General features: G+C 63.8%; 19 protein-coding genes. 8 read left to right on the top strand and 11 right to left on the bottom strand.

Going from position 1 to position 23,286, the window contains the following annotated elements:
* Positions 1 to 28 precede the first annotated feature (28 nt).
* Together ACWGS8_RS02270 and ACWGS8_RS02275 are read right to left on the bottom strand one after the other, a co-directional pair.
* On the bottom strand, positions 29 to 3,112 hold the full coding sequence (locus ACWGS8_RS02270; protein WP_454579406.1) for an efflux RND transporter permease subunit: 3,084 nt from the start codon (positions 3,110 to 3,112) through the stop codon (positions 29 to 31).
* On the bottom strand, positions 3,109 to 4,434 hold the full coding sequence (locus ACWGS8_RS02275) for an efflux RND transporter periplasmic adaptor subunit (RefSeq protein ID WP_454579407.1): 1,326 nt from the start codon (positions 4,432 to 4,434) through the stop codon (positions 3,109 to 3,111). The genes ACWGS8_RS02270 and ACWGS8_RS02275 overlap by 4 nt, the downstream gene beginning before the upstream one ends.
* Before the next feature lie 145 nt (positions 4,435 to 4,579).
* Between ACWGS8_RS02275 and ACWGS8_RS02280 the strand changes: the two genes are divergently transcribed.
* Positions 4,580 to 5,149: a TetR/AcrR family transcriptional regulator gene (locus ACWGS8_RS02280; protein ID WP_454579408.1), complete on the top strand. Its 570-nt coding sequence runs from the start codon at positions 4,580 to 4,582 to the stop codon at positions 5,147 to 5,149.
* A gap of 27 nt (positions 5,150 to 5,176) precedes the next feature.
* On the opposite strand, the gene ACWGS8_RS02285 is transcribed toward ACWGS8_RS02280, so the two are convergent.
* From ACWGS8_RS02285 to ACWGS8_RS02310, 6 genes are all read right to left on the bottom strand, one after another.
* On the bottom strand, positions 5,177 to 6,250 hold the full coding sequence (locus ACWGS8_RS02285; RefSeq protein WP_454579409.1) for an ABC transporter ATP-binding protein: 1,074 nt from the start codon (positions 6,248 to 6,250) through the stop codon (positions 5,177 to 5,179).
* On the bottom strand, positions 6,237 to 7,175 hold the full coding sequence (locus ACWGS8_RS02290; RefSeq protein ID WP_454579410.1) for a PfkB family carbohydrate kinase: 939 nt from the start codon (positions 7,173 to 7,175) through the stop codon (positions 6,237 to 6,239). The genes ACWGS8_RS02285 and ACWGS8_RS02290 overlap by 14 nt, the downstream gene beginning before the upstream one ends.
* The gene (locus ACWGS8_RS02295) at positions 7,175 to 8,197 is read right to left on the bottom strand and encodes an SIS domain-containing protein (RefSeq protein WP_454579411.1); all 1,023 of its coding nucleotides are present in this window, start codon (positions 8,195 to 8,197) and stop codon (positions 7,175 to 7,177) included. The genes ACWGS8_RS02290 and ACWGS8_RS02295 overlap by 1 nt, the downstream gene beginning before the upstream one ends.
* Positions 8,194 to 9,039, bottom strand: coding sequence for a carbohydrate ABC transporter permease (locus ACWGS8_RS02300; RefSeq protein WP_454579412.1), 846 nt, complete (start codon positions 9,037 to 9,039; stop codon positions 8,194 to 8,196). Before ACWGS8_RS02300 ends, ACWGS8_RS02295 begins: the two co-directional genes overlap by 4 nt.
* Positions 9,039 to 9,923, bottom strand: coding sequence for a carbohydrate ABC transporter permease (locus tag ACWGS8_RS02305; protein ID WP_454579413.1), 885 nt, complete (start codon positions 9,921 to 9,923; stop codon positions 9,039 to 9,041). Before ACWGS8_RS02305 ends, ACWGS8_RS02300 begins: the two co-directional genes overlap by 1 nt.
* A gap of 185 nt (positions 9,924 to 10,108) precedes the next feature.
* Entirely contained in the window at positions 10,109 to 11,347 is a 1,239-nt protein-coding gene (locus tag ACWGS8_RS02310) for an extracellular solute-binding protein (RefSeq protein WP_454579414.1), read from the bottom strand.
* 220 nt (positions 11,348 to 11,567) lie between these two features.
* Here ACWGS8_RS02310 and ACWGS8_RS02315 point away from each other — a divergent pair, with 220 nt between their 5' ends.
* Positions 11,568 to 12,782, top strand: coding sequence for an ROK family protein (locus ACWGS8_RS02315; RefSeq protein WP_454579415.1), 1,215 nt, complete (start codon positions 11,568 to 11,570; stop codon positions 12,780 to 12,782).
* Between the two features lie 128 nt (positions 12,783 to 12,910).
* Entirely contained in the window at positions 12,911 to 14,521 is a 1,611-nt protein-coding gene (locus tag ACWGS8_RS02320; protein ID WP_454579416.1) for an inorganic phosphate transporter, read from the top strand.
* Between the two features lie 114 nt (positions 14,522 to 14,635).
* Here ACWGS8_RS02320 and ACWGS8_RS02325 read toward each other — a convergent pair whose 3' ends face one another.
* The 3 genes from ACWGS8_RS02325 to ACWGS8_RS02335 form a co-directional block, all read right to left on the bottom strand.
* Entirely contained in the window at positions 14,636 to 15,511 is an 876-nt protein-coding gene (locus ACWGS8_RS02325; RefSeq protein ID WP_454579417.1) for an MFS transporter, read from the bottom strand.
* 310 nt (positions 15,512 to 15,821) lie between these two features.
* Positions 15,822 to 16,982: a patatin-like phospholipase family protein gene (locus ACWGS8_RS02330; RefSeq protein WP_454579418.1), complete on the bottom strand. Its 1,161-nt coding sequence runs from the start codon at positions 16,980 to 16,982 to the stop codon at positions 15,822 to 15,824.
* Positions 16,975 to 17,763, bottom strand: a complete 789-nt coding sequence (locus tag ACWGS8_RS02335; protein ID WP_454579419.1) for an acetoacetate decarboxylase — start codon at positions 17,761 to 17,763, stop codon at positions 16,975 to 16,977. The genes ACWGS8_RS02330 and ACWGS8_RS02335 overlap by 8 nt, the downstream gene beginning before the upstream one ends.
* A gap of 241 nt (positions 17,764 to 18,004) precedes the next feature.
* On the opposite strand from ACWGS8_RS02335, the gene ACWGS8_RS02340 reads away from it, so the two are divergent.
* The 5 genes from ACWGS8_RS02340 (at position 18,005) to ACWGS8_RS02360 (ending at position 23,284) form a co-directional block, all read left to right on the top strand.
* Entirely contained in the window at positions 18,005 to 18,793 is a 789-nt protein-coding gene (locus ACWGS8_RS02340; RefSeq protein ID WP_454579420.1) for a 3-hydroxybutyrate dehydrogenase, read from the top strand.
* Positions 18,794 to 18,863: 70 nt separating this feature from the next.
* A complete protein-coding gene (locus ACWGS8_RS02345) occupies positions 18,864 to 19,640 on the top strand; it encodes a phosphodiesterase (protein WP_454579421.1) in 777 nt (258 codons plus the stop codon).
* 286 nt (positions 19,641 to 19,926) lie between these two features.
* Positions 19,927 to 21,255, top strand: coding sequence for an NAD(P)H-dependent oxidoreductase (locus ACWGS8_RS02350; RefSeq protein ID WP_454579422.1), 1,329 nt, complete (start codon positions 19,927 to 19,929; stop codon positions 21,253 to 21,255).
* A gap of 2 nt (positions 21,256 to 21,257) precedes the next feature.
* On the top strand, positions 21,258 to 22,286 hold the full coding sequence (locus tag ACWGS8_RS02355) for a thiamine pyrophosphate-dependent dehydrogenase E1 component subunit alpha (protein ID WP_454579423.1): 1,029 nt from the start codon (positions 21,258 to 21,260) through the stop codon (positions 22,284 to 22,286).
* Positions 22,286 to 23,284 carry an alpha-ketoacid dehydrogenase subunit beta gene (locus ACWGS8_RS02360; protein ID WP_454579424.1) on the top strand — a complete coding sequence of 333 codons (999 nt, stop codon included), beginning with the start codon at positions 22,286 to 22,288 and terminating at the stop codon, positions 23,282 to 23,284. The genes ACWGS8_RS02355 and ACWGS8_RS02360 overlap by 1 nt, the downstream gene beginning before the upstream one ends.
* Positions 23,285 to 23,286: the final 2 nt, after the last annotated feature.

Genomic DNA, 23,286 nt, shown 5'->3' on the forward strand with positions numbered 1-23,286 from the left:
CCGGCCTCTTTTTGTTTTTCGGTTTCTGTCAGTCCGGCAATGCCGGCATCAGCTTCGGATCCGGCTTTTCCGCAAGATGCGGCAGGTCCTTGCTGGCGATGAAGGTGTAGAACATGGGCACGACGAAGAGCGTGAACATGGTGCCGACGAGGATGCCGGTGAAGATGACCAGGCCCATCGAATAACGGGCCGCGGCACCGGCGCCGCTCGACGTGATCAGCGGTACGACGCCCAGCGCCATCGCCGCCGTCGTCATCAGGATCGGCCGCAAACGCACCTTGGCCGAGGCGATGATGGCGTCACGCCGCCGCATGCCATGGGCCTCGCGCTGCTGGTTGGCGAATTCGACCAGCAGGATGCCATGCTTGGTGATCAGGCCGATCAGAGTGATCAGACCGACCTGCGTGTAGATGTTGAGCGTGCCGAGGCCGAGATTGAGCGGCACGATGGCGCCAAAGATCGACAGCGGCACCGCCATCATGATGATCAGCGGGTCACGGAAGCTTTCAAACTGCGCCGCCAGCACCAGGTAGATGACGATGACGGCCGCTGCGAAAGCGATCAGGATGGTGTTGCCCTGTTCCTTCTCTTGCCGGGACTGGCCGGAATAGTCGATGAAGAAGGTGTCGGGCAGGCTCTCTCTGGCGATATCCTCGAGGACCTTCAACCCGTCGCCCGTGGTGACGCCCGGCAGCGGCAATGCCGATATGGTCGACGAATTCAGCTGGTTGAACTGTTCGATCGCGGCCGGCGAGGCATTGTTGGAAATCTTCACGACGGCCGACAGCGGCACCATCTCGCCCGTGACGCTGCGCACAAAATACTCGCCGAGCCTTTCGGGGTTGTCGCGGAATTGCTGCGGCACCTGCGGGATGATGTCGTAGCTGTTGGAGTCGCGGTCGAACTGCGCCACTTCGCCGCCGCCGACCAGCAGCGTCAGCGTTCGGCCGATATCGGCGATCGGCAGGTTCAGCGCCGCCGCGCGGTCGCGGTCGATAGTCACCGTCACTTGCGGCGAGTCATAAGACATCGAGTTCTGCACGACGATGAAGCGGCCGGAGGCCTGTGCCTTGTTCTTGATCTGCTCGGCCGCCTTGTACACTTCCGCGGAATTGCCGGTCGAGCGCACCACCAGGGCGATCGGCAGGCCGCCACCTGAGCCCGGCAGCGTCGGCGGTGCGAAGACGAAGGCCTGCACGCCCGCCACCTTGGCGAGACGAGCAGTGATGTCGGCCTGCAGTTCCTTGGAATTGCGCTTGCGCTCCGCCCAATCCTTGAAAGCAAAACCGACGAAGGCGCTGTTTGTCGTGCCGCCGAAGGCGACCGCCGAGAACTGTGCCCGCGTTTCCGGAATATCCCTCACCAGGCCGAGCATCTGGTTCACATAGGCTTCGGTATAGTCCGATGTCGCGTAGGTCGGCGCGGTCACGATCGAAAGCAGAAAGCCCTGATCCTCTTCCGGCGCCAATTCGCTCGAGGTCTTGGTGAACATGAATCCGGTCACGCCGACGAGCGCCAGCACGATGATCAGCGTCAAAGGACGATAGTTCAGCGAACCTGTGACGGCACGCTCATAGACGTGCTCGACCCGCGCGAAAATGCCATCGACAATGCGCTGGAAACGGCCTGCGTTGCCAGCCTTCAACAGGCGCGCCGACATCATCGGGGTGATGGTGACGGCGATGACGCCCGACAGTACGACCGATCCGGCGAGCGTCACCGCGAATTCGCGGAACAGCGCGCCGGTCAGGCCGCCGGTGAAGGCCAGCGGCGCAAACACGGCCGCCAGCGTCATGGTCATGGCGACGATGGCCGAGGCGATTTCGCGCATGCCGCTGAACGCGGCCTGCATCGGCGTCATATGGTCTTCTTCCATGTGGCGGTGGATGTTCTCCACCACCACGATGGCGTCATCGACCACAAGGCCGATCGCCAGGACCATGGCCAGCAGCGACAGAAGGTTGATCGAATAGCCCACTGCAAACAACAGGAAGCAGACGCCGATCAGCGACAGCGGAATGGTGATGATCGGCATCATCACCGAACGGAACGAGCCAAGGAACAGGAGGATGACCACGATGACGATGGCGACAGCCTCGCCGATGGTCTTGAACACCTCCTCGATCGAGGCGCTGATCTGCCCGGTCGCGTCGTAGACGACCTCGATGGTCATGCCTTTCGGCAGCGTCTCCTGGATCTGCGGCACAAGCTTGGTGAGCGCTGCCGCAGTGGTCAGCGGGTTGGCCGCCGGGGTCGGGAAGATGGCGAGGAAGGTGCCGGGCTTGCCGTTGAAGGAGACCCTGGTGTCGGTATTTTCCGCGCCGAGCTCGACGCGGGCCACGTCGCGCAGCCGCACCACATTGCCGTCGGTCGAGCGCAGGGGCAGTTCGGCAAAGGCTTCCGGCGTCTGCAGCGTCGAGCGCACGGTGATCGACGAGACGACATATTCGTTCTGGGTGTTGCCGGGCGCCGACAGGAAGTTGGAATTGTTGATCGCCGTCAGCACTTCCGCCGCCGTGACACCGCGCGCGGCAAGCCGGATCGGGTCGATCCAGACGCGCATCGAGTATTGCTGGGCGCCGAAGATCTGGACGTCGGCGACACCTTCGACCGTCGACATACGGGGCCGGATGACGCGCTCGATATACTCCGTCAGTTGCTCCTTCGTCATGTTCGGATTCTGCATCGAGATGTACATCATCGCGAACTGCTGGCCGGTGCCCTTGACGATGACAGGGTCCTTGGAGGCGTCCGGCAAGGTACCGCGCACGCCCTGAACCTTGGACAGCACTTCGGTCAGCGCCACGTCGGGGTTGGAGCCGAGCTTCATCTGCACCGTCACGGTGCTGGAGGACGGACGGCTGGACGAGGTGACGTAGTCGATGTTCTCGGTCGAGGCGACGGCGCGCGCGATCGGGGCGGAAATGAACCCCTGGATCAGGTCGGCGCTGGCGCCCGGATAGGCCGTGGTGATGGTGATCGCGGTTTCGTCAACCTTCGGATACTGCCGGATCGACAGGTTGAAGATGCCCTGGAAACCCAAGAGCAGGATCAGGCAGCCAAGGACCGTCGACAGGACGGGCCGGCGAATGAAGAGATCGGAAAAGCTCATTGCTGGTCGGCCTGCTTGTTCGCCGATTTGGTCGGGTCGATCGTGTTGTCGACATTGACGGACATGCCGTTGAAGAGGCGGTTTTGACCCGCAGTGACGACCTCGTCGCCGGCCTTCAGCCCTTCGACGATCTCGACCATGCCCTGGTTGCGGCGGCCAGGCTTGACGAAGACCTGCGACAGCACCAGCGCGGGCTTGTCGCCTTCCGCCGCCGGCTTGGCCGCATCGGAAGCGGCCTTGTCCGCTGGCTTGGCCGCATCGGCGGCAGGCTTCATGGCATCGGCAGCCGGTTTCATCGCGTCCGCCGGCTTGGTGTCCGCCGGCTTGTCGGTCGCGGCGGCAGCGGGTTTTTCTTCCGGCTTGGCGGGCTGCCCCGAGGCCGTACCGGCGGGCTTGGCCGGCTGCACCACGAAGATATAGTCGCCATAGAGGCTGGTGGTCAGCGCCGTCTGCGGAAGCGTCAGCACGTTCTGCTCCTCGGGCAGTTCGACACGCACCTGCACGAACTGGCCAGGGGTCAGCTTGCCGTCGGGGTTGGCGACTTCCGCCCGGATGTTGACCAGCCGGCTGGACGGGTCGATCTTGGGGTCGATGCCGCGAATGGCGCCGGCGAACGGCATGTCCGCACCGCTCAAGCCCAGCCGAACCGTCTGGCCGATCTTGAGCAGCGGGAGCTGCTGTTCGGGTACCGAGAAATCGACCCGCATCGTGTCGAGGTCCTGCAGTGTCACGACGGCGGTGCCAGGCGCCATATACTGGCCGATATCGATCTTCGGAATACCGACCGTACCGGCGAAAGGCGCCGTCAGCTGCTTCTGGTCGAGCACGGCCTGCAGCTTGGTGACCTGGGACGCCGAAGCCGAAGCCGCCGCCCGTGCGGTGTCCAGGGTGGAGTCGGAGCCGACGCCACGCCTGGTCAGTTCGATGGCGCGGGTCAGCGATACCTGGTCAAGCGCGGCCTGCGCCTTCTGCGCGTCGAGATCGGCGCGCTCGACGGCGTCGTCAAGCTGCAGCAGCACCGCATTGGCAGCCACTTTCTCGTTGGCATGGAAGGAAATTTCCTTGACGATGCCTGCGGTCTCGACCGTCAGGTCGACACCGCGCACGGCTCGCACCGTACCGATCGCCTCGACGCCCGGCGTCCAGCTCGACGGCTTGGCGATGGTCGTTGAAACGGTCGCCGCCGGCGGCTTCATCGTGGCGAAATACTGCTTGATGCCGTTGTCGCGCAGGAAATTGAAGCCGACGATGCCGCCGACGACAATGACCAGCACAGCCAGGACGACGATGATGAGAAAGATACGGAGTATGCGCTTGAACAAGGAGGTCCCCTCAGTCGAAATCCGGCGCGAAGCGCGGACATCGGGACACATATCGACTGCGGGTCCCGATTTCAAATGATGGCGGCTTTACTGTACCGTCTGGACGGTCTTGTCAATTGGGCCTAAGCTTGCGAAGGGAGGCGCCATGAGAGCCCGACGAGCGAACTCGCGCGAGAAGATACTCGCGGCGGCGGCTGATGTTGCCCGCGAATCCGGGCCCGGCAGCCTGTCGCTGGATGCCGTCGCCAGCCGCGCCGGCGTGTCGAAGGGCGGGCTGCTCTACAATTTCCCGACCAAGGCCAGATTGATGCAAGCGCTGGTCGAGGGCTATCTGCGCGATTTCGAGCAAGCTCTGGAGACCGCCAGCAGCAACGACAAGGGCAGTAATCCGCTCGCGGTCTACATCAGGCTGTCGGCCAATGATTGCGAGGAAAAACAGCCCGCGGCCTCGTGGATATTTTCGGCGATCGCCGAGGATCCCGATTTCATGACGCCGATAAAGACGTTCCAGCAGCAGCTTTTCGAACGGCTGAAGGGCGAGACGAACGACCTCAAATCGCTGCTGGTCTGTTATCTCGCCATCGAGGGGCTGCGCAGCATGAACCTCTTCGATTCCGACGTGCTGTCCAAGGACGAACGGCAACTGCTGGTGGCGTCCCTGCTGGAAATCGCAGGATCACCCGATGCCGAGCATGCACCCAGGACGCAATCCTGAGGGCCTTCAGCGGCGCCGGTTTCAGGTTCAAAAAGCCTTGCCGGTGTCAGGGTTGAAGAGCCGCAGCGCGTCCTCGCTGAAGGCGAAGCTGACCGCCTGACCTTTCGCGACGCGGGATGCCGGCGGCAGGCAGGCCGTCAGCCGCTGGGTGCCGATCCGCGCAGTGGTGACCAATTCGGGACCGGTCAACTCGACGACTTCTATTTCCACCGGCAGTGATGACGCTGAGGCATCCGCCGCGACCCGCAGTGCTTCGGGCCTAATGCCGACCACGACGCGCGCGCCGTCGGCGACTGTCTGGCTGAAACGGGCAGGCAAGGGCAGCCGCGCGTCCGAACCGTCGATCGCCAGCTCGCCGTCCGTGAGGGTGGCCTTGAGCATGTTCATCGACGGTGCGCCGACAAAGCCGGCGACATAGAGCGTTGCCGGTTCATTGTAGATTTCCTCCGGCGTTCCGAGCTGCTCGATCCTGCCGTCGCGCATGACCGCGATGCGGCTCGCCAGTGTCATCGCCTCGATCTGGTCGTGGGTGACGTAGACGACGGTGGTCTGCAGCATCTGGTGCAGGCGCTTCAGCTCGGTGCGCATTTCCAGGCGCAGCTTGGCGTCGAGATTGGACAGCGGCTCGTCGAACAGGAACACCTGCGGCTTGCGCACCAGCGCCCTGCCGATGGCGACGCGTTGGCGCTGGCCGCCGGAAAGCTGGCTCGGCTTGCGGTCGAGCAGGGCTTCGATCTGCAGCAGTCTTGCAGCTTCCGCCACCGCCTTTTCGCGCTCGTCGGCGGCGACGCCGCGCATCTCCAGCCCGAAGCCGATGTTGCGGCGCACGGTCAGGTTCGGATAGAGCGCATAGGACTGGAAGACCATGGCGATGTCGCGGTTCTTGGGATGAACGCCAAGGATCGAGCGGCCGCCGATCAGCACGTCGCCGCTTGTCGCTTCGGCCAGCCCTGCGATGATGTTGAGAAGCGTCGACTTCCCGCAACCCGACGAGCCGAGCAGCACAAGGAATTCGCCGCTCTGCAGCGCGATGTCGATGCCTTTCAGCGTTTCGACACTGCCGTAATTCTTGCGGACGTTGCGGATTTCAAGCGCGCTCATGCGTGGCTTCCCTTGGATGCATCGGTCCGCCGTAGTTACGCGGCAAGGTTGATATGGCGCGCGACGCCACCTGCGTCGCGGCTGCAAGTGAGGCGGTCAGCGTCTGGTCCTGCGCCAGTGCGGCCAGGAAGGCCGCATTGAACACATCGCCGGCGCCGATCGTGTCGACGACCTTGACGTCGGGCGCCGTCGCCGTGACCAGCGCTCCGCCGGGGCCGATGGCGATCGCCCCTTCGGGACCGCGTTTGACGACGGCGATAGCGCCCTTCTTCATGCTGGACTGGATTTGCCGCGCCGCCTCGACCGGATCGGGCAGGCCTGCCAGGGTCACGGTCTCCACCTCGTTGAACAAGGCAAGGTCGCAGCGCGCAAGCCAGGTGCGGGCCGCCTTGCAGTTCGCCGCGGTCCAGCCCTCAATCGGCCAGCCGGTATCCAGCGCCACCGCGATATCGTGCCGGTTCGCCCAGTCGAAGAACGCCTCGTAGTCGCGCGTCAGATCATCGGTGAGGAAGGAGCCGCACAGCAACGCATAGCCGCCGGCGAGCTGCTTGCCATCGAGCACCGAAAATACGTCGGCAAGGCTGAAGCGGGGCAGGTGTCCGCGCGTGGTGAAGAAGGTCCGTTCGCCGTCGGGGTGGGTCATGCCGACGGACAGCGTCGTGCTCTCCGGGCGCACAGGCCATTTGTCGGCACGGCTGCCGAACGCCTCGCGCAGCCAGTGGCCGAACTGATCGTCGCCGACATTGGCGGCGATCTCGAAATCAATGCCCAACGCCTGCCAGGCGAGCCCGGTGTTGCCGGCCTGTCCGCCGACGCGCAATTCATCATGGTCGACCACGGTTTCCGTGCCCGCCTTCGGCCACGGCGCGACCGGGCCGACAATCAGGTCGACGTTGACATTGCCGATCACCGCTAGCGGACGCATCACTCGCTCCTGGTGATCTTGGTGGAGCGCACGGGCGTGCCGGCATTGTCGACGTGGCTGTCGGCAAAGGCGATCATCAGCCGCTGCGCCACCGGCAGCATGGCGAAGATCGCGGCGAGACCCGAAGCCGGCTTGAAAGAGAGCGTGACGGCGCCTGCGACCGGCGATTGCCCGGAGGCGTCGAAGATCACGAGCGGTGCGCCGGCCTCGACCACGGAAACGGCCATCGCCGTCACCAGTTCCGCCGTCGGATCGTTGCCGCGAAACAGGATGACGCCAATTTTCGGGCCGAGCATTTCCATAGGACCGTGCCGCAACTGACCGCCTTCGAGTGAAAAGCAGGGCAACCGCGACAGTTCGGTGAGGCCGAGCGCCAGCGCTTCGGCCACACCTTGCAGGCGGCGGCCCGAGGTGACGATGGTCGTCACCTCCGCCAACGCTGCGAGCGCTTGCGTGATGTCGTTGTCCTGTTTCTGATCCAGCGCGCCAACGGCCGCACTTGTGTCCTCACCCAACGCAGCCAGGATGGCCAGATGCAAGGCGAAGGTCACGGTCAGGCTGCGGGTCGCGGCGAAGGCTAGTTCGGTGCCGCCGGCGCCGACCAGGCAAGGCGCGGTGCGGGCGAGAAAGGAGCCGCCCTCGAGCGTCAGGCCGAAAACATCGGCAACGCTTCCGGCTTCCGCAAACCACCTGACGACCTCCGCGCTCTCGCCGGACTGCGAGGTGACGAGCACCGTCTTACCATCCAGCGGCACCGGCTGGCCGAGCTGTTCCGAGAGCGGCAGTGCCAGCGCATCGATGCCATGCGCGCGATAGTGCGGTTCGACGGCGCGCCCGACGGCATGCGAGCCGCCCATGCCGAGCAGCAGCAGACGCCCGGTCTTCCTGATCGAGGCGGCGACGTTTGCCGCCATGGCGGTGTTGTTCCCGAACGAAGCACGCGCATCCGCATTTTGGCGCGCCATTTCGCGGTCGATGACGGCCAGTCCGGCCGGCCGAATTCTTGTTGCAGTCATCGTCATCCTTTCACACCGCCGCTGGTCAGGCCCGAGATCAGCGCCCGCTGCATGACCAGGCCAATCAGCACCGGCGGCAAAGCGGCCAGCACGCCGGCGGTGGCGATCAGCCCGTAGTCGGAAACACGGCCGCCGGCCAAATCGGCGATGGCGACGGTCAAGGTCTTGGCGCGCTGGTCGGAGGTGAACAGCAGCGCATAGAAGAATTCGTCCCAGGCAAGCAGCACGGCAAACAGAGCCGATGTCGCCGTCACCGGCGCCGCCAGCGGCAGGGTGATGATGCGCAAGGTCTGGAACAGGCCGGCGCCGTCGATCATCGCCGCCGCCTCGATCTCGCGCGGGATCGAGTCAAAACCGGATTTCATCAGCCAGGTGGTGAAGGGCGCCAATATGGTCAAATAGACCAGCGCCAGGCCGAAGACATTGTTGAGCAGGCCAAGATGCGACAGGCCCATATAGAGCGGCACGGCGAGCGCCACCGGCGGCAGCATGTAGGTGGCGATGACCATCGACAGCGACCAGCCGATCGTCGGCGTGCGCGACACCGCCCAGCCGGCAGGGATGGCCAAAGCGAGTGCGGCCAGCGTCGCCATGCCGGCGATCTCCAGGCTGTTGCGCAGGGACGAGGTGAAGGCAGAGCCGGCGCTGTTTTCGGCGGTCGACAGCAATGTCTGGTAGCGCGAGAAGTCGGCGGCCTGCGGCCACCAGCGCAGCGGCTTGGCGGCGAGATCGGCGGCCGGCGAAATGCTCATGATGAACAGCCAGGCGATCGGCGCCAGGATAATGGCGGCGAGCAGCAGCGCGCAGGCATGGATGAAGATGGTGAAGGCGGGGCTTCTGCGTTCCATCAGGCGGCACTCCCGGCGGTCTTCCTGACCAGCGCCGCATAGGCGACGGCGAGCACGGTGACGAGCAAGGTGACGATCAGCGCCAGCGATGCGCCCGAGCCGGCGCGCTGGAAGGAGAAGGCTTCCTGGTAGACGAGGATCGACAGCGTGCGCGTGCTGTTGGCCGGGCCGCCACGGGTCATCACCCAGATGATGTCGAAGACCTTGAAGGCCTCGATGGTGCGCAGCACCAGCGCCACCATCAGCGGCCCGGCGAGATAGGGCAGGATGACGAAGCGGAAGCGGTTGAACGGTCCCGCGCCATCGACGAGCGAGGCGGCGGTGATGTCGCGTGGCACCGCCTGCAAAGCGGCGAGCGCGATCAGCGCCACCAGCGGAAAGTTCTTCCAGCAGTCGGCGACGATCAGAGCCGTCAGCGCCGTGCCCGGCTCACCCAGCCAGGAGCGGTAGGCGTCGATGAGATTGAGTTGCGTCAGTGCGGCGTTCAGCGCGCCATATTCGGGATTGTAGATCAGCCGCCATAGCGTCGCGTTGACCACGGTCGGCAATGCCCAGGGCAGGATCATCAAGGCGCGCAGGACGGCGCGACCGTGGAACTGCTGATTGAGGAGCAAGGCGGCGAGAACGCCGATCACCATTTCGGCGGCAACCGAAATCACCGCGAACAGCGTCGTGGTGACCAGCGTGCGCGAAAAATTCGAGCTCGACAGCATGTTGGTGTAATTGTCGAATCCGACGTAATTGCCGCCGGTGCCGACCAGCTTGGCGTCGGTGAAGGAAAGACCGACCGTATCGACCAGCGGCCAGCCGATGACGGCGACCATGACCACGAGCAGCGGCAGCATCAAGAGCCATGCACGGGTTGTCATCCAGGTGCTCGACATCGGAGCAGCCTCTCTTCATTCATGGTGATTTCAGACATAGCACGGGCGGCACTCGCGCATGACCCAGGAAGTCGGAACCGATTTCCGGGAGGATCGTGCGCAAGATCAGAAAACGCTACAGCGTCCTTTGCCCGTCCAAGGGGACGGGCGGCGCTGTAGTGCCGCCCGTGATCGGAGAAAACGGCTCAGAGGCCGCTGTTCTTGGCCGCCGTGTTCAAGGCGTCTTCAGGCGAGGATTGGCCGAGCAGCGATTCCTGGATGGCCTGCTGCAGCGCTGTCGACAGTTCCTGGTACTTCGGCGTGGTCGGACGCGGATACATGGCGGCGAGGCCGAGCTGGGCGGCGGCGATCAGCTCTTCCTGACCCTTGGTGACGGCCGGGTCGTCATAGGACGAGGCCCAGATCGGCAGCGACAGCTTGGCATACTGGTTCTGCGTCGCCTGCGAGGTCATGTATTCGATGTATTTCCAGGCTTCGTCCGGATGCTTCGAAATCGCGGTGACGCCGAGGCCCATCGAACCGTTGACGGCCGACACCTCGCTGATGCCGGTGACGCCCGGCGCCGGCACGACGCCGACCTTGCCGGCCACCTTCGAGTCCTTCGGATCGTTGGCCATGTTGTACATGTAGGTCCAGTTCAGCGCGAAGGCGGCGTCGCCGTTTTCGAAGACCTTGCGCACGTCCTCTTCCAGGAATTCCTTGGAATTCGGGTTGGTGAGGCCGGACTTGTAGCTGTCGACCATGTATTTCAGCGCCGAGAGGCCGCCGCCATTCTGGAAGTCCGGCTTGCCGTCCTTGAGGAAGTCGCCGCCATAGGCGCTGACCAGCGTGGTGTAGTCGCAGATCGCGGCTTCGGCCTGCGACCAGCTCCAGGCGATCGGTGTCTTCAGCAGGCCCTTGTCCTGGATGATCTTGGCCTGCGCGCCAAGCTCTTCCCAGGTCTTTGGCGGCGTCTTGATGCCGGCCTTTTCCAGGATGTCCTTGTTGTAGAACAGATATTTGGTGTCGAGGATCCACGGCATGCCATAGTACTTGCCGTCATACTGGACCGTGGTCCAGGCGCCGGGCAGCACACCCTTCTTCATGTCGTTGGTGATCTTCGACGAGACGTCGACCAGCACCTTGTTGGTCGCGTATTCGGCCGGCCAGATGACGTCGAACAGGACGACGTCGTAGCCGCCGCCCGAACCCTGGGCGAGCACCGTCTTGTCGTGCAGGCCTTCATAGGGCACGAATTCGAGATTGACCTTGACGTCCGGATTGGCCTTGGTGAAGGCGTCCGTCATGGCGCGCACATCGGCCTCGCTGTAGGCGGCCTGCGCCATGAACAACGCATTGAGCGTCGTTTCGGCGAAAGCGTGAGGGACGAGCAGTCCTCCGGCGAAGACCGCGCCGACCAGTGTTTTGGTGATTGTCCTAAGCATCTTCTTCTCCCATTTCCGGCGTTGACGGGCCGGCGATGCGGGCGTTTCGCATTGCCTTCCCGGATCCATGTCGCGTGACCTGATGCTTACCCTGCCGACCAGTGGCGACAGGCGGAGCGCCTTGGCCATCTTGTTTTGGGACATTCGGATTGCATTAAGTCAACTCGCTTGACTTAATTAGTCGATCAATATTCTAATGGAGTCAAGAGGGGAAAAGCCGGTGGACGACATCAGCCCGATCCGCGCCAAAAGCGGCACCAACCAGGAAGGCACCAGCGCACACAATCGCCGGGTCATGATCGAGGCGCTGCGCCTCAACGGGGCGCTGTCGCGAGCCGATTTGGCGCGGGCGACGCAGCTCACCAAGCAGGCGGTCTCCAACATCATCGAGGATCTCGAAAGCGACGGCCTGGTCGTGGCGCTGGACGCGGTGCGCAAGGGCCGGGGGCAGCCGTCGACGCCCTACAGGCTGGTGCCCGAGGGCGCCTTCGCCATCGGCCTGCATATCGACCGCCATCTGACGCGCGCGGTGGCTGTCGACCTGATGGGCAGCGTGCTGGCGCGGGCCGAGGCGAACCTGCCTTTCGACGAGCCGTCGAAGGGCGTCGAGATCATCCTAAAGCTGATCGCCGGCGTGCGCCGCGACCTGGCCGGCATTTCGGCCCAGTCGGAAAAACGGCTGGTCGGTCTCGGCGTTGCCATGCCCGGTCCTTTCGGACTGAAGGATTCGGACGACAAATGGATGATGCCGGCCTGGCAGAAATTTCCACTGCTGGATACGCTGGCCAAAGGCACGGGGCTGAATGTCGGCTTGCAGAACGATGCCGCCGCCTGCGCCACTGCCGAACGCATCGTCGGCGCGGCGCATGGCGTCGACCACGCGGTCTGTCTCTATGTCGGCTACGGCATCGGCGCCGGACTGATCCTCAATGGCGAGCTCTACAGCGGCGGCCATGGCAATGCCGGCGAAATCGGCATGGCGCTGCTGGGGCCGGCCGGCCCGGGCTCGACGCCGCTCGAGCACCGCGCCTCGCTGGCTTCGCTCTACCAGCATCTCGGCCTCAATCCGGCGGATAGCGATATCTACGAACAGATGAACGCCCTGGTCATCGCCGAGGATCCAAAGATGATGGCCTGGATCGATGGTGCGGCGCATGATCTGCGCTGGAGCGTGCATCTCATCGAAACAATCTTCGATCCGCAGACCGTGATCCTGACCAGCGGCGCGCCGGAAGCGCTGGCCCGCCGGCTGGTCGAGGCTATGCATCCGCTGCCGCCGTCGATCGCCGACCGGGCTGGCCGTAACCTGCAGCGCCTGCAGCTTGGCACCACCGACCCCTGGTCGATCGCGCTCGGTGCTGCAGCGGCGCCGATCAGCCGTGCCTTCGATCCGCTGTTCTCGGCGATCCTGAAGACGCGATCCAGCGGCGCCTGAAGCGTCGACCGCCCGGCTTTTCGTCTGGGATATCGCTCAGAGGTTGTGTTCGATATCGTCATACAGGGTTCATTGTGCGGACATAGCGTTCGTCCCGGTTCTTTGCTGCAATGCAATAGGAGTGGGACATGGTGGACATAGTTTCTAGTGAAGCGGGCATTCCGAGACCGGATCATCCGCTGCACAGTTCGGGTAGCGCGAAGTGGTTCCTGCCGGCCTTCGGCGTATTGGTGCTCGTCGGCGTCGTCTATGTCGGCTACGCGCTCAGCCGGGATCTGGCCGAGGCCAAGACCGTGCCGTGGATCCTGCTCGGCATAGCCTTGCTGATCGCGCTCGGCTTCGAATTCGTCAACGGCTTCCATGATACGGCCAATGCGGTGGCGACGGTCATCTACACACGCTCCATGCCGGCCGAATTCGCCGTCATGTGGTCGGGCGCCTTCAATTTCCTGGGGGTTCTCACTTCCAGCGGCGCGGTCGCCTTCGGCATCCTGTCCCTGTTGCCGGTCGAGCTGATCCTGCAGGTCGGCTCTTCCTCCGGCTTTGCCATGGTGTTCGCGCTGCTCGTTGCCGCCATCCTGTGGAACCTCGGCACCTGGTTCCTCGGCCTGCCGGCGTCGAGTTCGCACACGATGGTCGGCTCGATCATCGGCGTCGGCCTCGCCAACCAATTCATGGCGCCCGCCGGCAGTGCCACCAGCGGTGTCGACTGGTCGCAGGCGACCAATGTCGGCATCACCTTGCTGGTGTCGCCGATCATCGGCTTCTTTGCCGCGGCGATCCTGCTCTATGCGATGAAGCTGCTCGTCCGCAATCCTGCCCTCTACGAGGCACCGAAAGGCAACACGCCGCCGCCATGGTGGATCCGCGGCCTGCTGATCTTCACTTGCACCGGCGTCAGCTTCGCGCACGGCTCCAACGATGGACAGAAGGGCATGGGCCTGATCATGCTGATCCTGATCGGTGTCGTGCCGACGGCCTTTGCGCTGAACCGGACGCCCGACATCAACTACCTCGAGGCCTACAAGGCGGCTTCCGTCAGCGTCGAACAGGCTCTGGGCAAATATGTAAAGCCCGGCGTCACCATCGCGGATGCCAAGGATGCCAAGGCAGCCGTCCAGGATGCCGTGCGCACCCGGACCTGGAGCGACCAGACGACGGTCGCGCTGCAGACCTACATCCACAACACGACCGCGGGCCTGCAGCCCTATGCCACCGTCGACAACGTGCCGACCGATCTGGTCAGCAACGCCCGCAACGACATCTACCTGATCGGCGAGGCGCTCAAGCTGATCGACAAGAAGAAGTTGCTGCCGATGGAGGCAGCCGATCTCAAGGCGGTCACCGACTATCATAAGGCCGTCGACAACGCGACGAAGTTCATCCCGATCTGGGTGAAAGTCGCTGTAGCCCTGGCGCTCGGCCTCGGCACCATGGTCGGCTGGAAGCGCATCGTCGTCACCGTCGGCGAGAAGATCGGCAAGAGCCATCTGACCTATGGCCAGGGTGCCGCCGCGGAGCTTGTCGCGATGGTGACCATCGGCATGGCCGATCGGCTCGGGCTGCCGGTGTCGACGACCCATGTGCTGTCGTCGGGCGTCGCCGGAACGATGGCGGCGAACGGTTCGGGCCTGCAATGGTCGACAGTGCGCAACCTGCTGCTTGCCTGGGTGCTGACGCTGCCATGCTCGATCACGCTCGCCTTCGTGCTGTTCATCGTCTTCCGCCAGGTGTTCTGAGCGCCAGACCGTCAAAAGAACGGCGCCACCTGCGGCGCCGTTTTCTTTGTCCTGCGAAGACCAATGAAGAGTCAGAGCGTGCGCCTTCCCAAACGGGCGCGCCGCTTCGAACGTTCAGCTTTCGATGGAACCGTTGGCCGGCTCCCACCGCCGCGCAACTTCCGCCCTGTTACGGCGGCGCAGCTGGCGTAGCGACAACATGTGCAACAGGATCGAGCTTGGCACCACGAAAGCAGGGGTCAGAACACCCGGATAATCGCCTGCGCCGATGCTCTGCACATCAGGGACAATCAACTGCCACGGGCCGGGCGAGGTGATTATGCCCATGGTGATCGCGACTGCGAAGTCGGCAAGCCCGAGGATGTTCCAGAGAGTTGCCGCCCTCCGGCCTTTGTCCGTGCCGCTCGCCACTGCGATCGCAACCGGCAACGCGAACAATCCGATCAGCATGTCGCCGATGCCTGCCGGCGCCGCGAACGCGCCGGGCAGCGTACCACGCAGCCAGGCCGCGATAGCCCAGGTGCCGAATACGCGGTAGAGCTGAAGCATGACGAGCCAGCTCGCTGGCATCGCATCGAGCACTAGCCCGATCCTCCTCGAGAGCAGTAAGAACGGCGCCCCGATGACCACCGGTAGGAAGATCGCCGATGGCAATACCGGAAAAGAGGCAGTGTCCGCGTGAAAGACGCCGTTGATCGCGGCGCTCCAGCTGAAAGCGAGCCACAGCGTGTCCGGGATCATGATCGCCAGCCAGGTCCTGCGGCGTTGAGCTGGCGTCAAGCTCGTGTGTTCGAGGCCGAGCCACAATCCCAGCGCGATGAGCCCGTGGGCTGCGAGCTGGTGAGCCGTGGTCGGAACGCCAGTGGCCGGGATCGCCGGCCATCTGTAGATCACCAGGAGCCAAAGCGACGTGAGCGGCGCAAACCAGAGCAGGCCGCGCCAAGCGTCACGCGATGGAGCGATAGCAGGGGAAACAGCTTCGACGGTCATCAGCGGTACTCCACTAAGCCTGGCGGATTTGCCTGCGCTCAGAAGTACGCCTGTTTTCAGCGAGCTAATATTCGCGACAATGTTGATAGGCTGTGAAGAAGAACTTCACAGTCCGGCCGAGCTTGCTCGACGGCGTGAAGACGTGCTCCGTAGTTTTGCCGAGCTGCCGCGGAACTCATGGTGGCGGCCAGGCGGATCGCATCCTTGTCCCGCATGTCTGGACAGCGCTCGTGATAGGCACGATGCGCGTGTCGGTTTGCCCAACCGGCGGAGGATGCCGTTCGCGGGCGAAGTCCGCTGGACGCAAATGTCAGGTCGGGTCTTCGCGATGCAGGTCGTGGATGGTGACGCCGTCAGCATTGGCCGGCATGGTCAGCCATTTGCGATGGCGCAAGGTGCGCTGCGTGTCTTCCAGACCGGTTTCCCAATGCTCGCGCATCGAGGTGCCGGAGAACTCGTAGTCCTTGGCGTGACCTTCATAGCCCTTGTGCTGGTAGATCAGGTGCACGATGTTGACCACGCCGGCGTCCGAATAGTCCGCGATGAGCGCTTCTTCCGCTGGTGTGAGCTGTTCCTTGGGTACGCGCTTGAGTGCATCGAGCAGGCGCATCTTCAGGCCATGGATGCGCTTGAAATTGTCGGTGTTCTGGCGCGTGCGGCTGGAATACATGATGTCCTTGTGACGCGACAGCACGTCGGGCATGCTGCGCGGCAGCACGCCGCGGGCGCTGAACAGGTCGACCTGGAACACCAGCGACGAGCGATCCTCTTCCTGGTCGAGCAGATATTGCAGCGGCGTGTTGGAGACGATGCCGCCGTCCCAATAGTACTCGCCTTCGATACGGACCGATGGAAAGGCGGGCGGGAGCGCGCCGCTGGCCATGATGTGCTCGGGTCCGATGCGCACCTTGTCTGTGTCGAAAAAGACGAAGTTGCCGGTCCGGACATTGACCGCGCCGACGCTCAGCCGCTTCTTGCCGTCGTTCAGCACATCGAAGTCGATCAGGCTTTCCAGCGTGTCTTTCAGTTCAGCGGTGTCGTAGAAGCTGGTCGCACCCTCGGCGCCCTGCGGCTCAAACCATGGGTTGGGGTTGCGTGGCTTGAAGAAGCCGGGCTGGCCCATGGTCATGGTCATCCATGACGAGGTGCGGTTGCGGATGTCGCGGTAGATGTCGCCTTCCGGCGTGTAGGACCAGATCTTGCGGCCCGAGATCGTCTGCCAGAACTGTTCGAGCCGCTGCAGGCGGCGGCTGGGTTCATTGCCGGCGATGATCGAGGCGTTGATGGCGCCGATCGAAACGCCGGACAGCCAGCTCGGCTCGCAGCCGGCATCGGCCAGCGCCTGGTAGACGCCGGCCTGGTAGGCGCCAAGCGCGCCGCCGCCCTGGAACACCAAAGCGATGCGGTCATACTGCGCCGATATCTCCGCGATCGTCGCGGCGAATTCCTTGTTTCGGTGGCGTTCAAGCACGAATTTTCTCCGGCTGGGTTGTGCTGGTTGCGAGCCGGCTGTGATCGGCAAGATAGTCGTGGACGACCTCGCCCAACCCAAGCGTCAAATCGGCCTTGAAGTGGACGGCGGATACGATGTCGAGCACCGGCAGCTTCGCCACGTCGGCCATGACGTGGGGCCTGAGATCAAGCGCCGCGGGCGCCGTCCAGGCTTCCTTCAGCGTGATGTCGGTGAGGTAATAGCGCACCAGCTCGCAGATGCGCGGGCCGCCGTCGACATGCGGGATGATCTTGATCAGGAAATTGGGGGCGGCGAGCGATGCGAGCACGGAATCGTGATCGGCTTCCCGGTGCTTGTAGCCCATCGTGCCGGTGGCGCACAGAACGCTGCCATAATGCAGCGTGCCGACGATCACCTCGCCTTCGTGGACGATCTTGGGGTTGGCCAGTTTCTTCGGAAAGCCCCACAGCTCGCGGCCGCCGGCAATCGGCGCGTCATCGTCGAGATACATGGAATGGACGTAGCCGCCATGCTGGCCCTTGTATTTCACCGGGATGACCTGTCCGGTCTCGGTATAGTCGCCGAAGCCGGTGGAGTCCGGCATACGGATGAATTCGTACTTGACCAGCGGCTCGTCGATTTCCAGCGGCGCCGGGACGACGGCCTCCAGCGCCTCGCGTGTCGTGCGGTAGGTGATGATGATGTATTCGCGGTCGAAGAACCGGTAGGGACCGGGCGGGAAGGACGGATTGGTCAGCGGCATCGCATAGGCGCGCTTCACGACATCGGCGATTTCCAAGCTGCACCCCCAAGGTTCTGATGAATTTCGTTCAGGAATGACCGCGCGAATGCGCAATCGATTATGTTGCACGGCACCATGACAGTGCCGTGTCAGGCAAACGACCTTGGTTTCGCAGCGGACTGGGGCCGTGCCGGCGCTGTCGTCCAGCTGTAATCGCATCGACACATGGCTCTGTCATTGTCATGTTGCGACGCACAATTATATCCTTCCATTCTCCTCCACCTCTCGCGAGATCATCATGGGTTCCCTGTCTTCGAAGAATGCCCTCGTCACCGGCTCGACCAGCGGTATCGGCCTAGCCATCGCCCGCGCCTTCGCCGCCGAGGGCGCCAATGTCACCATCAACGGTCTCGGTGATCCGGCAGCCATCGAGCAGGAGCGCGCGGGCATCGAGAAGGATTTCGGTGTTAAGTGCCGCTACTCCGACGCCAACATGATGGATGGCGCGGCGGTGAGCGGCATGGTGCATGACGCCGAGGCGGCGTTCGGCAGCCTCGACATCCTGGTCAACAATGCCGGCATCCAGCACGTCGCGCCGATCGAGGAATTTCCCGACGACAAGTGGGAAGCCATCATCCGCATCAATCTTCTGGCCGCCTTCTATGCCATCAAGGCGGCGGTGCCAGGGATGAAGGCGCGCAAATGGGGCCGCATCATCAACACGGCGTCGGCGCACGCGCTGGTCGCCTCGCCGTTCAAATCGGCCTATGTTTCGGCCAAGCACGGCATTGCCGGGTTGACCAAGACGGTGGCGCTGGAAGTGGCGCAGGACGGCATCACCGTCAACGCAATCGCGCCCGGCTATGTCTGGACGCCGCTGGTCGAGAAGCAGATCCCCGACACCATGAAAGCGCGCGGCATGACCGAGGAACAGGTCAAGCATGACGTGCTTCTGGCTGCACAGCCGACGAAGGAATTCGTCACCGTGGAGGAACTTGCCGCGCTGACACTGTTCCTATGCTCGGACGCCGCCAGGCAGATCACCGGCACGACCTTGCCGATGGATGGCGGCTGGACGGCGCAGTAGAGGGTCGATCAAGGCGTTGCGTTTCTGGCTGGCGCCACGCGGCGCCGGCGGGAAGGGTGCGGTCAGGTCCATGAAAATCATCCAGCTCTCCGATCCGCATCTGATGACGCCAGGTTGCCTGCTCTACGGCTCCGACCCGCTGGCGAGGCTGGAGGCCTGCCTTGCCGATATCGGCAAGAACTACGCCGATGCCGAACTGGTGGTGATCTCAGGCGACCTGACCAATGATGGCGAGCGGGAAGCCTATGCGGGGTTGCGGGACAGGCTGGCGCAATTTTCTCCACCCTGCCGGCTGATGCTCGGCAACCATGACGACCGGGCGCTCTTCCTTGAAATGTTTCCCAACGCGCCTGCCGAGCAAGGGTTCGTGCAGAGCGTGTTCGATGGCACAGAGGGCCGGCTGATCCTGCTCGACACGCTGGACGACGGCCAGGTCGAGGGCAGGCTGTGCGCGGCGCGACTCGACTGGCTCGATGAACGGCTGCGAGAGGCGGGGGACCGGCCGGTCCTCCTGTTCATGCATCACCCACCCTTCCGGATACACATGCCGGTGCTCGACGAGGTCAGGCTTGCTGACGCCGATGCCTTCCATGACGTCCTGTCGCGTCACGGAAATGTCCGCCACATCTTCGCCGGCCACGTCCATCGGCCGATCGCCGGCAGCTGGCGCGGCATTCCCGTCAGTACGCTGCGCAGCACCAACCACCAGACCGCGCTCGATTTTTCGCAGAGCTGGCGCCTGGGCCACGAGCCGCCCGCCTATGCGGTGATCTTCATCGACGCGGATGGCGTCATCGTCCACTTCCACGATTTTCCGCTGCCGCCGGTATCGGATCGAGTTCTGTAGAGTTCGCGATTCCGAGAAGGGCTCCGGCGGCCGTGACGCGGCGAGCGGCGCGACCGGCCGAATGAGGCCGCCGATCTCCCGTGCACCAGGGATACTCCCGGCGAACGTCTGCCCGCGCACCGCCCTGCGCGGTTGCCTGCTTTCATGGTGTTTTTGGCTCATACCCGGTCTCCGCGAAAGGGCGCCAAAAAGCACATGAAATTGGACATTAGTCTTGACAGAAATACATATGTTCAATACCCGTCAAGCGAATGAACAAGCCTGCAATGTGGGAGGAATGAGCGGTATGGCTTCCAATATTTCGTTGACGGGCCTTGCCCGCGATCTCGATGAGCGCGGCAAGTCGGGCAAGCCCATCCGCATCGGCCTGATCGGCTCCGGCGAGATGGGAACCGACATCGTCACCCGCGTCGCCCATATGTCCGGCATCGAGATCGGCGCGATCTCGGAACTGAACCTGGCGGCCGCCAGTAGGGCGGTGGACATCGCCTTCCAGGAAACCGGTCATGCGCGCGAGGTGTCGAACGCCTCGGCGATGACGGCCGCCATGGAGGCCGGCAAGGTGGCGGTGACCAACGACGCCAGCCTGGTCATCGACAATGATCTGATCGACGTGGTCATCGACGCGACCGGCGTTCCCGCCGTCGGGGCCGAGATCGGCCTGCGCGCCATGGAGCACGGCAAGCATCTGGTGATGATGAATGTCGAGGCCGACGTCACCATCGGCGCCTATCTGAAGAGCGAGGCCGACCGGCTGGGCGTCACCTATTCGCTCGGCGCCGGCGACGAGCCGTCCTCCTGCATGGAGCTGATCGAATTCGTCTCGGCCATGGGACATCCGATCGTTGCCGCGGGCAAGGGCAAGAACAACCCGCTCAACATCGACGCCACGCCGCCCGCCTATGAGGAAGAGGCCAGGCGCCGGCATATGAATGTGCGCATGCTGGTCGAATTCGTCGACGGCTCGAAGACCATGGTCGAGATGGCGGCGATCGCCAATGCCACCGGGCTGGTGCCCGACAAGGCTGGCATGCACGGCCCGGCGGCGACGCTCGGCGAGCTCTCGAAAGTGCTGGTGCCTGAAAAGGATGGCGGCGTGCTGTCCAGGGTCGGCGTCGTCGACTATTCGATCGGCAAGGGCGTCGCGCCCGGCGTCTTCGTCGTCGCCGACATGTCGCATCCGCGCATTTCGGAGCGCATGGAAGATTTGAAGATGGGCAAGGGTCCGTACTTCACCTTCCACCGCCCCTATCACCTGACCTCGCTCGAAGTGCCGCTGACCTGCGCCCGCGTCGTGCTGTACGGCAAGGCCGACATGGTACCGCTGGCGAAGCCCGTGGCCGAAGTCGCCGCCGTGGCCAAGAAGGACATGCAGCCTGGCGAAAAACTCGATGCGATCGGCGAATATTGCTACCGCGCCTGGATCATGACGGCGCCGGAAGCGCATGCCGCCAAGGCCATTCCCTGCGGCCTGCTGCAGGGCGGCTCGGTAACCGCGCCGATCAAGAAGGGCGAGCTCATCACCTATGCCAATGCCGCCCCGGCCGTGGGCTCCAAGATCGCCGAACTGCGCGCCCGCCAGGACAAGCTCGTCTACGGAACCGTGGGAGCCTGATCATGGCCGGTGCCAGTAAAGCCGTCACGGACAGTCGCGCTAACCTGCCTTTCGTCTATCGGCAGTACAGCGCCGAGCAGCTCAGAGAGGTGCTCTACAAGATGTACCTCATCCGCCGCTTCGAAGAGGGCGCGGAGGAGAGCTACATGCGCGGCCTGATCCATGGCACCATGCATCTGTCGATCGGCCAGGAGGCCAGCGCCATGGGCATCTGCATGCCGCTTGGCGAAGATGACCAGATCACCTCGACCCATCGCGGCCATGGCCACTGCATTGCCAAGGGCGCCGAGGTCAAGCGCATGTTCGCCGAGTTCTTCGGCAAGACGTCAGGCTACTGCAAGGGCCGCGGCGGCTCGATGCACATTGCCGATGTCGCCAAGGGCAATCTCGGCGCCAATGGTATTGTAGGCGGCGGCATTCCGATCGCCGTCGGGGCGGCACTCTCCTCCAAGATGATGAAGACCGGCAAGGTCGTCGTTTCCTTCTTCGGCGACGGCGCCAACAATGAAGGCGCCTTCCACGAGGCGCTCAACATGGCGGCGGTCTGGAAGCTGCCGGTCATCTTCGTCTGCGAGAACAATGGCTACGGCATGTCGACCTCGACCGCCCGCTCGACCGCGGTCAAGAACATCGCCGACCGCGCCGCCGCCTATTCGATGCCCGGCGTCATCGTCAACGGCAACATCTTTTCGGAGGTCGCCGAGGCCTCCTACAAGGCGGTCGAGCGCGCCCGCGCGGGCGAAGGGCCAACGCTGATCGAATCCAAGACCTATCGCCATCGCGGCCATTCCAAGAGCGACCGCAACCGCTATCGCAGCAAGGAAGAGATCGAGGACTGGATGTCGAACCGCGATCCGATCACGCTGTTCGAGAACGAGCTGCGCGAATTCGGTTTCATCGACGACAACGGCATCCAGACCATTCGCAGTGGGGTGGCGCAGGAGATCGCCGACGGCATCGAGTTCGCCAAGGCGAGCCCGTCGCCTGACGTCAGCGAGACCGGAAATTACGTGTATACGGAGCAGGCGTGATGGACGCGATGGTGCGTGAACTGAGCTACGCCCAGGCGATCCAGGAAGCCATGGCGATCGCCATGGACATGGACGAGCGCGTCTTCCTGATGGGCGAGGATATCGGCGTCTATGGCGGCGCCTTCCAGGTGACCGGCGATCTGGTCGACCGCTATGGCACCGAGCGGGTGATCGACACGCCGATTTCGGAACTGGGCGGCGCTGGCGTCGCCGTCGGTGCGGCGCTCACGGGCATGCGGCCGATCTTCGAATTCCAGTTTTCCGATTTCGCGACGCTCGCCATGGAGCAGATCGTCAACCAGGCGGCCAAGATGCGCTTCATGCTGGGCGGCGAGGTCTCGGTTCCCGTGGTGATGCGCTTTCCCGCCGGTTCGGGCACGGGTGCGGCCGCCCAGCACAGCCAGAGCCTGGAAGCCTGGCTTGGCCATGTGCCGGGCCTGAAGGTCATCCAGCCGGCGACGCCCTATGATGCCAAGGGCATGCTCCTGGCTGCGGTCGCCGATCCCGATCCGGTGATGATCTTCGAGCACAAGCTGCTCTACAAGATGAAGGGTCCGGTTCCCGAGGGCTATTACACGGTGCCGATCGGCAAGGCCGACATCCGCCGCGAGGGCCGCGATCTCACCATCGTCGCCACGTCGATCATGGTGCAGAAGGCGCTCGACGCCGCCGCCGTGCTGGAAGCCGAAGGCATCGATGTCGAAGTCGTCGACCTCCGAACCATCCGGCCGATGGACAAGCAGACCGTCATCGACAGCGTCAAGAAGACGTCGCGGCTGATGTGCGTCTACGAAGCGGTCAAGACACTGGGCATCGGCGCCGAGGTCAGCGCCATGATCGCCGAGAGCGAGGCGTTCGACTATCTCGATGCGCCGATCGTGCGGCTGGGCGGCGCCGAGACGCCTATCCCCTACAATCCGGAGCTCGAAAAAGCCACGGTGCCGCAAGTTCCAGACATCATCACCGCCGTGCGTGACCTCGTGAAAGGGGTTCGCTGAGA

The organism is Mesorhizobium sp. 43Arga (assembly GCF_053714255.1).